The organism is Serratia sp. 506_PEND (assembly GCF_001076875.1).
Taxonomy (GTDB): Bacteria; Pseudomonadota; Gammaproteobacteria; order Enterobacterales; family Enterobacteriaceae; genus Serratia; species Serratia marcescens.
Map to the genome: position 1 here is coordinate 8,031 of NZ_JVEL01000303.1, position 6,936 is coordinate 14,966.

Here is a 6,936-nt window from a genome sequence, read left to right on the forward strand (position 1 = left end):
TTCTTCCAGCTCGAAGCGCCGCTCATAGTTACGGCATTGGCAGGATTTGATGTTGAGCTGGTTGCAGGCTACGTTGGTAAAATAAATCTCGTCGGTATCTTCGTCGATCAGCTTATTCAAACAGCATTGCCCGCACCCGTCGCACAGCGATTCCCACTCTTGTTCTGACATTTCCGCCAGCGTTTTCTGTTGCCAAAAAGCGAGTTGTGACATGTTAGCGTCCGGTTTCGGTAAATGGATAAGTCACCTGCGCACAGGCTCGAGGGGGGACTATATAGACATATTAGCCGCAAGATGCAAGCTTTGCCGCCGACGATGCCGGCGGCGAAGAGAGGTCAGATCACCCGGGTGCTGAGCGTTTTGCCGTTCAGGCTGATTTTCAACATGTCGCCGGAGGCCATCGGGCCCACGCCCTGCGGCGTGCCGGTCAGGATGATGTCGCCGGCGCGCAGCGTGAAGAAGCGGCTCATGTAGCTGATAAGCGGCAGGATTGGCGTGATCATGTCGCGCGTATTGCCCTGCTGGCGCAATTGATCGTTGACGGTCAACGACAGCTCGGCGTTTTGCGGATCGCCGAATTCCGCCACCGGGATAAATCCCGACATCGGGCAGGAACCGTCGAAGGCCTTGGCCTTTTCCCACGGCTGGCCGGCCTTTTTAAAGCCCGCTTGCAGATCGCGCAGCGTCAGATCGAGCGCCACGCCATAACCGGCGATCGCCCGCGCAACGCGATCTTCGTTGGCCTGTTTCAACGGTGTGCCGATCAATACCGCCAGCTCCACTTCATGATGCACCGCACCGAACTCTTTGGGGATGGCCACCGGCTGGCGAATATCGCACAACGCCGTTTCCGGTTTGATAAACACCACCGGTTCGACGGACGCCGCGCTGCCCATTTCCTTGATGTGATCGGCGTAGTTGCTGCCGACGCAGACCACCTTGTTCACCGGGAAATCGAGCAGCGAACCCTGCCAGTCTCTATGTTGATACATACCGCTTCTCCCAAACTGTAGAGGCTTGGCGCGCCAAGCCGATTATTGGTGTGCCGGATCAATGCCCGATCGCGTCTGCCATCATACCCACGGCGAGGGCGAAATAGTAAGAGCGATTCCAGTGCATGAGGGTGCGGAAATTATCATAGACCAGGAACGTCCGCCCCTGCAGATCATCCGGCGCGATAATCCAACCGCGCTGCACGGCATGCGGCAACGCACTGCCATCCGCACGGCGCACGCCGCGTTTATGCCAGTCGTTGACGCTGCGCGCCTGCGCGTCTTTCAGGCCCAGTTCGGTCGGATTGAAGCCGGCGGGCAGTTTGACCTCGCGCCCCCAACCGATGCCGGGCTGCCAGCCCTCTTTGGACAGATAGCTGGCTGTAGACGCGAAAACGTCGTCAATGTTGTTCCAGATATCGATGCGCCCGTCGCCGTCGCCATCCGCCGCGTAGCGCAAGAAGGAGCTCGGCATAAACTGGCATTGCCCCATCGCGCCGGCCCAGGAGCCTTTCAGCGGCGTATCGCCGACGTGCCCCTGCTCGACTATCTGCAGCGCCGCCATCAGTTCCTGGCTGAAAAAAGCTTCACGGCGCCCTTCAAACGCCAAGGTCGCCAGCGCAGACACCACGTCCTCCCGCCCCTGAATCTTGCCGTAGGCGCTCTCCATCCCCCACAGCGCGATGATATAACGCCCTGGCACCCGATAGCGCTCGCTGGCCCGCAACCATTGCGCATGGCGCTGCCGATACCGTTCTCGCCCCTGGCGCACCTTGGCGGGTGACATCACCCGCCGCAGGTAATCGTCCAGGGTGATCTTCTGCTCCGGCTGATTGCGATCGGCCTTGATCACTCGATCGACGAAGTGGATTTGCGCAAACGCGCGATCAAGAGTCGCCTGACTGATGCCCTGTTCCCGCGCCCGGCGCTTAAGTTGATCGACATACGCCGGGAACTGCGCCGGATCGCGGCCGCTCGCCGCCAGCGTCGTCTCCTGCGCCGCCTGCGATGCGCCGGGCATCAGCACTCCGCCCAGCGCCAACCAGGCGGCCAATACGGTCTTTCTCGCCGAACGTGTCATCGCGCCTCCCCTGGCCGTGGCGACTGTCTCAGGCCTTATCGCCCGCCAGATGCTGATTAAGCAGGTTTTCAACCGGCGGCGGGAACTGCAGATAATAGCCTTCGTCTTTCAACGCCTGCTTCACCTTTTCGATATCCGCCGAGGCCAATTTCTTGCGCTCATCGAGCGACAGCATCATGGCGAATTGCGGCACGCCGAAACTTTTCATCAGCTCTTCCGGCACACGAGAGAAATCGTCTTTTTTTTCGACATAAAGATAAGTTTGATCGCGTTTCGGGCTTCTATAGATCACACAAAGCATTTTTTTAACTCTATTTAATTGAGGGAGCGTCTTGCCTGGATATAACTCTGACTATAACATGCTTATAGTACATCGGAATATCGCACCCCGAGTGGTATTCCGGGGATTTAAAGTTGCTGAGACTGAGTCAGGATAGATGTCACAATCGCCAATTGAGCTAAAAGGCAGCAGTTTTACCCTATCGGTTGTTCATTTGCATAATTCGCAGCCCGAGGTAATACGCCAGGCGTTACAGGAAAAAGTTGAGCAAGCGCCCGCTTTTCTGAAAAACGCTCCTGTTGTTATCAACGTCGCAACGCTGGAAGGCGATGCGAACTGGAAAGAACTTCAACAGGCTGTCGCGGCGGCAGGTCTGCGCGTTGTGGGTATCAGCGGTTGCAGAGATGAGCGTCAAAAGCGCGCGATAGCCCGCGCCGGGCTGCCGCTGCTGAGCGAAGGCAAAGGCCAGAAAATGGCGGCGCCGGAGCCTGCGCCAGCGCCCGTGGTGGCGGATAACGCCCCCGCCAAAACGCGCATCATCAGTACGCCTGTCCGTTCCGGCCAACAGATTTACGCCCGCAACAGCGATCTTATCGTGACCAGCAGCGTCAGCGCCGGCGCCGAACTGATTGCCGACGGCAATATTCATGTCTACGGCATGATGCGCGGTCGCGCACTGGCAGGCGCGTCAGGCGACACGCAATGTCAGATTTTTTGCACCCACCTGGCGGCTGAGCTAGTCTCTATCGCAGGGCAGTACTGGTTGAGCGACCAAATCCCGTCCGATTACGTCGGGCAGGCCGTACGACTCAGCCTGTTGGATAACGCTTTAACCATACAACCTTTAAATTAAGCCCTTTTGACAAGGAATCCATTTCATGGCACGCATTATTGTTGTTACATCGGGTAAAGGGGGCGTTGGCAAGACCACTTCGAGCGCGGCCATCGCTACCGGCCTGGCCCAGAAAGGCAAGAAAACCGTCGTGATCGATTTCGATATCGGTCTGCGTAATCTTGACCTGATCATGGGCTGCGAACGTCGGGTAGTTTATGATTTCGTGAACGTGATTCAGGGCGATGCCACGCTGAATCAGGCGTTGATCAAAGACAAACGCACTGAAAACCTCTATATCCTGCCGGCTTCGCAGACACGCGACAAAGACGCGTTGACCCGCGAAGGCGTTGAAAAAATCCTCAACGATCTCGGCGAGATGGATTTTGACTTCGTGGTCTGCGACTCACCGGCCGGTATCGAAACCGGTGCGCTGATGGCGCTGTATTTCGCCGACGAAGCTATCATCACCACCAACCCGGAAGTGTCTTCGGTACGCGACTCCGACCGTATCCTGGGCATTCTCTCTTCCAAATCACGCCGCGCCGAGAAAGGCGAATCGCCTATCAAGGAACACCTGCTGCTGACCCGTTATAACCCGGGCCGCGTCAGCCGTGGCGACATGCTGAGCATGGAGGACGTGCTGGAAATCCTGCGCATTCCGCTGGTGGGCGTGATCCCGGAAGACCAGTCCGTGCTGCGCGCTTCCAACCAGGGTGAGCCTGTCATTCTGGATGCCGAGTCAGACGCCGGTAAGGCGTATGACGATACCGTTTGCCGCTTGTTGGGGGAAGAACGCCCATTCCGCTTCATTGAAGAAGAGAAGAAGGGTTTCCTGAAACGCCTTTTTGGGGGATAAACCATGGCCTTATTAGACTTCTTTCTGTCCCGCAAAAAACAGACAGCCAATATAGCCAAGGAACGGCTGCAGATTATCGTCGCAGAGCGTCGCCGCGGGGACAGTGAGCCCCCGTATCTGCCTGATCTGAAACGCGATATTCTGGCGGTTATTTGCAAATACATTCAGATCGATCCTGAAATGCTGCACGTGCAGTTCGAGCAGAAAGGGGACGATATTTCGGTACTTGAACTTAACGTGACATTGCCGGAATCGGAAGAAGCAGCTAAATGATTGCGACGCATTAATTACCCCCTGTATATTTTATGCAGGGGATAACTGTATGTGCATCCAGTTATTAAGCTTTATCGGTAGCAAAAAAGCGATTTTTCCCTTTGGGACTATTCCCAATTAACTTTGCCGCCGCCTCGTTTAAAGTAAATTCTGGCCAGATTTACCTTCAACGCATTATTTCCTGCCTATATTCACCCGAGCAGAGTTTCCCTACCCTGCCCAGGTGATAATCAGCGATTAATAATCTTTCAGGATGTCCTGCAACGGCGCCATTAATAAATCGCCGCGCCAGCCGCTGATTAATTCAGGGCGACTTTCGCCGTCCTTCAGTTTCCAATGCCAGTTCAGCAATTGGTTAATTTGGCGACGGGATGCCAGCAGCTCGCTGCTCAACCCGCTTTGCTCGCTGACGGTAGCGATCGCCGCCTTGATGTCTTTGAACACCTTCTTGTAGCCCGGCTGATCGATAAAGTTGGCCAACGGCGCCGGTAACTCGGACTCCTCCAGCGCTTCGGCCTCCGCCACCAGCGCCAGCAGCGTTTTGCCGTGATAACGGATCTCCGGCCCGCTCAGCCCCAGAGAATCCAGTTCTCCCAGCGAAGACGGCATATAGCGCGCCACCTGCCACAGGTTCTCCTCACGCACCACGAAGTTCACCGCCAGATCGCGCTCACGCGCCTGGCGCAGGCGCCATTCCGCCAACTTCTGCAAACAACCGAGCTGACGCGGGCGCAGCTGCCAGGCATTGCTGATTTCGCGGTAGGCGACTTCCGGCGCCAGCGCCTCGCTACGGCGTTGACACAGCAGCAGACACTCGTTATTGGCCGCCGCGGTCCAACCGGCCTCTTCGGTCTCCTGCACCAGCTGTTTAGCCATCGGCAGCAGATAGAACACGTCGGCGGCCGCGTACACGCATTGCCTTTCGGTCAGCGGGCGCGCCAGCCAGTCGGTGCGCGACTCGCTCTTGTCCAGCTCAACCTTCATGTACTCCGCCACCAGCGTCGCGAAGCCGCAGGAGAGCGGCCGGCCGGTGAACGCCGCCAGGATCTGGGTATCGACCATCGGCGTCGGCAGCGTTTTAAAGGCGTTGAGAAACACTTCGAGATCTTCACTGCCGGCATGCAGGAACTTCACCACGGCGGTGTCGGCCAGCAGGTCGACAAACGGCTGCCATTGCTTGATCGGCAGAGGATCGATAAGGGAGAGTTGTTCACCGTCGTAGAGCTGGATCAGGCCCAACTGCGGATAGTAGGTGCGCGTTCTGACAAACTCGGTGTCCAGCGCAATCTGGGCATGCTTTCTCGCCTGCTCGCAGACCTGCTGCAATCCGGCATCGGTAGTGATCAACTGATAATTCAAAACATCATTCTCTTGTAGGATTCAAACACAACAACGCCGGCATTCACCGGCGTTGTTGATAGTCAGGCGCGAGAGCGAAAGCTAGGCGGCATCGGCCGGCTTCGGCGTTTTTAGCTCATCGCGCAGTTCTCGCCGCAAAATCTTGCCGACGTTAGACTTCGGCAGTTCATCGCGGAACTCAACAATTTTAGGCACTTTATACCCGGTCAGGTGCCGACGGCAATGGGTCAACAGCTCTTCCTTGGTCAGCGAGGCGTCTTTCTTCACCACGCAGATCTTCACCGTTTCGCCAGAGGCCTCGCTGGGCACGCCGATCGCCGCACATTCCAGCACTTTCGGATGCTGGCTGACCACATCCTCGATCTCGTTCGGGTAAACGTTGAAACCGGAGACCAGGATCATGTCTTTCTTGCGATCGACGATGCGCACAAACCCCTGCTCGTCCACGGTCACCACATCACCGGTCGCCAGCCAGCCGTCTTTCAGCACTTCGTCGGTGGCTTCCGGGCGCTGCCAATAGCCTAACATAACTTGCGGCCCTTTGACCCACAGTTCGCCCGGTTCGCCCGGCGGCACATCGTGGCCATTGTCGTCCACCAACCGAATGTCCGTCGACGGCACCGGCAGGCCGATGCTGCCGCTGTAGTGTTTCAGATCGTAAGGGTTACCGGCCACCAGCGGCGCGCACTCCGTCAGGCCATAGCCTTCCAGCAGGTGTTTACCGGTAGTTTTTTCCCACTTCTCGGCCACCGCTTTTTGCACCGACATGCCGCCGCCGACCGAGAAACGCAGCGTAGAGAAATCGAGCTTGTGGAACTCTTCATTGTTCAGCAACGCATTGAACAAGGTATTCACCCCGCTCATGGCGGTGAACGGGTATTTACCCAACTCCTTCACCAGCCCCGGAATATCGCGCGGGTTGGTGATCAGCAAATTGCGCCCGCCCAGATCGATAAACAGCAGGCAGTTCACCGTCAGCGCGAAAATGTGATACAGCGGCAACGCCGTCACCACCAGTTCCTGCCCTTCGCGGAACAGCGGCGAATAGGCGGCTTTGGCCTGCTCGAGGTTGGCCTGCATATTGCGGTGCGTCAGCATCGCGCCCTTCGCCACCCCGGTGGTGCCGCCCGTGTATTGCAGGAAGGCCAGATCGGCATTAATGATGTCCGGTTTTACATATTGCAGACGGCGGCCGCGCTGCAGCGCGCTGCGGAATGAAATGGCATCCGGCAGGTTGTATTTGGGCACCAGGCGCTTGAC

Annotated in this window: 9 protein-coding genes; 3 read left to right on the forward strand and 6 right to left on the reverse strand. The window is 57.3% G+C overall.

Translation table 11 applies throughout. The annotated features are described in order from the left end of the window. From ADK28_RS32110 to ADK28_RS08405, 4 genes are all read right to left on the reverse strand, one after another. Window positions 1-213 (reverse strand): YkgJ family cysteine cluster protein (locus tag ADK28_RS32110; protein ID WP_048795404.1); only part of this gene is annotated, 213 nt, incomplete at its 3' end. 122 nt (window positions 214-335) lie between these two features. After that, window positions 336-992, reverse strand: coding sequence for a fumarylacetoacetate hydrolase family protein (locus ADK28_RS08395; RefSeq protein ID WP_016927455.1), 657 nt, complete (start codon window positions 990-992; stop codon window positions 336-338). Window positions 993-1,050: 58 nt separating this feature from the next. Continuing rightward, entirely contained in the window at window positions 1,051-2,073 is a 1,023-nt protein-coding gene (locus ADK28_RS08400) for a lytic murein transglycosylase (RefSeq protein ID WP_048795401.1), read from the reverse strand. A 28-nt stretch (window positions 2,074-2,101) separates the two neighbouring features. Further along, window positions 2,102-2,374, reverse strand: a complete 273-nt coding sequence (locus ADK28_RS08405; RefSeq protein ID WP_004932294.1) for a YcgL domain-containing protein — start codon at window positions 2,372-2,374, stop codon at window positions 2,102-2,104. Between the two features lie 136 nt (window positions 2,375-2,510). On the opposite strand from ADK28_RS08405, the gene minC reads away from it, so the two are divergent. The 3 genes from minC to minE are packed head-to-tail and all read left to right on the forward strand — an operon-like array spanning window position 2,511 to window position 4,317. Next, window positions 2,511-3,206 (forward strand): septum site-determining protein MinC, encoded by a 696-nt coding sequence (minC, locus tag ADK28_RS08410; RefSeq protein WP_004932297.1) that lies wholly within the window; start codon window positions 2,511-2,513, stop codon window positions 3,204-3,206. A gap of 25 nt (window positions 3,207-3,231) precedes the next feature. Beyond that, window positions 3,232-4,044, forward strand: a complete 813-nt coding sequence (minD, locus tag ADK28_RS08415; RefSeq protein ID WP_016927452.1) for a septum site-determining protein MinD — start codon at window positions 3,232-3,234, stop codon at window positions 4,042-4,044. Window positions 4,045-4,047: 3 nt separating this feature from the next. After that, the gene (minE, locus tag ADK28_RS08420) at window positions 4,048-4,317 is read left to right on the forward strand and encodes a cell division topological specificity factor MinE (protein ID WP_004932303.1); all 270 of its coding nucleotides are present in this window, start codon (window positions 4,048-4,050) and stop codon (window positions 4,315-4,317) included. 237 nt (window positions 4,318-4,554) lie between these two features. Here minE and rnd read toward each other — a convergent pair whose 3' ends face one another. Together rnd and ADK28_RS08430 are read right to left on the reverse strand one after the other, a co-directional pair. Then, the gene (gene rnd, locus ADK28_RS08425; RefSeq protein WP_048795402.1) at window positions 4,555-5,676 is read right to left on the reverse strand and encodes a ribonuclease D; all 1,122 of its coding nucleotides are present in this window, start codon (window positions 5,674-5,676) and stop codon (window positions 4,555-4,557) included. 81 nt (window positions 5,677-5,757) lie between these two features. Next, window positions 5,758-6,936 (reverse strand): AMP-binding protein (locus tag ADK28_RS08430; RefSeq protein WP_048795403.1); only part of this gene is annotated, 1,179 nt, incomplete at its 5' end.